This is a genomic window from Streptomyces melanogenes, from assembly GCF_014649795.1.
In the GTDB taxonomy this organism is placed as follows: Bacteria; Actinomycetota; Actinomycetes; order Streptomycetales; family Streptomycetaceae; genus Streptomyces; species Streptomyces noboritoensis.
The window spans coordinates 1-2,710 of sequence record NZ_BMTS01000023.1 but is presented as its reverse complement, the minus strand read 5'-3'; the positions used below and the strand labels follow the sequence as shown (position 1 = coordinate 2,710).

Annotated in this window: 2 protein-coding genes and 1 pseudogene; 2 read left to right on the top strand and 1 reads right to left on the bottom strand. The window is 72.3% G+C overall.

The features are described 5' to 3' along the window. Nucleotides 1-198: 198 nt before the first annotated feature. Both IE252_RS34685 and IE252_RS34680 read left to right on the top strand, forming a co-directional pair. A complete protein-coding gene (locus IE252_RS34685; RefSeq protein ID WP_190093444.1) occupies nt 199-942 on the top strand; it encodes a thioesterase II family protein in 744 nt (247 codons plus the stop codon). A 97-nt stretch (nt 943-1,039) separates the two neighbouring features. Then, nucleotides 1,040-2,455, top strand: a complete 1,416-nt coding sequence (locus IE252_RS34680; protein WP_190093443.1) for an amidase — start codon at nt 1,040-1,042, stop codon at nt 2,453-2,455. A gap of 35 nt (nt 2,456-2,490) precedes the next feature. On the opposite strand, the pseudogene IE252_RS43525 reads toward IE252_RS34680, so the two are convergent. After that, nucleotides 2,491-2,710, bottom strand: a pseudogene (locus tag IE252_RS43525) (pentapeptide repeat-containing protein); the annotation flags it as partial.

Below are 2,710 nucleotides of genomic sequence, written 5' to 3'. Positions count from 1 at the left end.
CCAGAACAGGTTGACCACCCGGTTCCGTATCTCACATGACGCTCCGGATAACGTCAAGCGCCGCACGTCGAGGCCTTGGCGAGTGCTCGGCGGCTCCCGCGGGCCCTAGGCTGACGGACGGCTCCACCAAGAACTTGAATACTGGACTTCACCCGCAAGCGCGCACGAGGAGAAGCATCGACCGTGGCAGGATCGTCCATGAGCAGCCCCTGGATCCGGCGGTTCCACCCCGCCCCGCAGGCCGCCACCCGGCTCGTCTGCTTCCCGCACGCGGGTGGCTCGGCCACGTACTACTTCCCCGCCTCCCGGGCACTCTCGCCCGAGGTCGATGTGCTCGCGATCCAGTACCCCGGCCGCCAGGACCGGCTGGCCGAACCGTGCATCAAGGACATATCCACGCTCGCCGACCGCATCACCGAGGAGCTGACTCCCTGGACGGACCGACCCCTCGCCCTCTTCGGGCACAGCATGGGCTCCGCGGTCGCGTACGAGGTCGCACTGCGCCTGGAGCGGCGCGGCACCGTCCCGCTGGGCCTGTTCGCCTCGGGGCGGCGCGCGCCTTCCGTCGCACGTGACGGATATGTCCACCTCGGCAGCGACGAGGACCTGCTCGCCGAGTTGAAGCGGCTCAGCGGCACGAACGCGCAGGTGCTCGCCGACGAGGCGCTGGTGCGGATGGTCCTGCCGACGATGCGGGGCGACTACCACGCCATCGAGACCTACCGCCCCACCCCGGCCCCGCCGCTGAGCTGCCCGGTCGTCGCCCTCTCCGGTGACGACGACCCGGTGGTCGAACTCGACGAGGTCGCCCTGTGGGAGCGGCACACCTCGGCGTCCTTCCGAATGCGGGTGTTCGCGGGCGGCCACTTCTTCATCGATGACCATCTGCCGGCCATCACCCGTGAGATCCGCGAGCACATCGCGACCGCGAACGCCCGCTGACCGGTTTCGACGCCGAGTCCTTCGAACCCCGGCGCCGACCGGCTCGTACCCGTATGTCACGCTGACCCGGGCACGCAATCGAGGAGTGGACGACCGCATGGAGCCGCACGCATACGCAGCCTTCGACGCGGTCGGTCTGCGCGAGCTGATCCGTACGCGCGAAGTGAGCGCCGCCGAGGTGGAGGTCGCCGCCCGGCGTGCGGTCGAGCACGTGAACGCCGATCTCAACGCCCTCACCGGGCCGTTGTTCGATCCGGCCCCGGCGCACGATCCGGACGGCCCGCTGGCCGGGGTGCCGTTCGTCATCAAGGACAGCGGCCCCTTCACCCAGGGCGTGCCGTTCACCCTGGGCAGCCGCAGCATCCGGGGCGCCTATGCCCTGGTCGACCACGATCTGATGGCCCGCTTCCGCACCGCCGGACTGGTCGCCCTGGGCCAGAGCACCGTTCCCGAGTTCGGCCTCAACTTCGCCACCGAGTCGGTGCGCTACGGCGTGACCCGCAACCCGTGGAACCTGGAGCGGGGCGTCGGCGGGTCCAGCGGCGGCTCGGCCGCACTGGTGGCCGCCGGGGCCGTACCGTTCGCACACGCCAATGACGCGGGCGGCTCGATCCGCGTCCCGGCCTCGTGCTGCGGCCTGGTCGGCCTCAAGCCGAGCCGCGGCCGCACCCCGTCCGGACCGCTCGCCGGCGAAGCGGCGTTCGGGCAGCTGGTCGAGTTCGGCCTCACCCGGACCGTACGGGACGCGGCACACCTGCTCGACGCCGTGTCAGCGCCGACGGTCGGCGAGAAGTACCAGCTGGCGCCGGTCACCCGCCCCTACGCCGACGAGGTCCGCACGGACCCGGGCCGGCTGCGGGTCGCCGTCACCACCGTGCCGTGGTCGGGCGTGCCCGTCGACCGCCAGATAGCCGAGGCGACCGTCGCCGTCGGCCAGGTCCTGGAGTGGATCGGCCACATCGTGACGGAGGCGAGCCCCGACGTCGACGCCGACGAGGTGGTGGAGGCGGTCATGCTCAGCGCCGTCTCGACCGGCGGAGCGGTGCTGCGGGGCGCCCCGCGCCGCCCCGACCCGTCCGCACTCGAAGGCGTCTCGCGCCGCGTCCTGGCCGAGGCCGAGTCCTTCACCGCGCTGGACGTCCTGGCCGCGATGGAGGCCCAGCACCTGGTGACCCGGCCGATCGGCCGTTTCTTCCTCGACCACGACCTGCTGGTCACCCCGACGCTGGCCCAACTCCCCGCCCCGCACGGCACCCTGGACTACGACGACGCCCGCCACAGCGTCCGCTCCTGGCTCCGCCGCATCTTCGAACACGGCCCGTTCACGGCCCTGTTCAACGTCTCCGGCCACCCCGCGATCAGCCTCCCTCTGGGCCAGAGCCGCGAGGGACTGCCCATCGGGGTTCAGCTGATCGCCGCCCACGGCCGCGAGGACCTGCTACTGCGGGTTGCGGCGCAGCTGGAGCAGGCGGTGCCTTGGGCGGAGCGGCAGCCCGGGGTCTATGTGGACTGACGGGGCTGACCCCCTCCCGGGGGCCGGGGTGGCGATTACTTGTTCTGGGAGCCCGCCGGGCCCGGGCGCCTGCGGCCGGAAGCACCGGGCTTTCGCGCCGGGGCCTTGCGCGGGGCGCGGGCGGGCACGGCCGGGGTGGTGGCGTCCTCGTTCCAGTGCGACGGGCGCTCCAGGCCGGTCGGGAGGAGGGTGGCGGCGTCGCCCTTGGCGGCGTTGACCTGGGTCTGGGTGAGGAAGAGGCAGTCGGTGAGGTCC

What these genes read in the sequence shown, in the direction of transcription:
- IE252_RS34685 (WP_190093444.1), top strand. Translation starts at nt 199, where the DNA reads ATGAGCAGCCCCTGGATCCGGCGGTTCCACCCCGCCCCGCAGGCCGCC.
- IE252_RS34680 (WP_190093443.1), top strand. Translation starts at nt 1,040, where the DNA reads ATGGAGCCGCACGCATACGCAGCCTTCGACGCGGTCGGTCTGCGCGAG.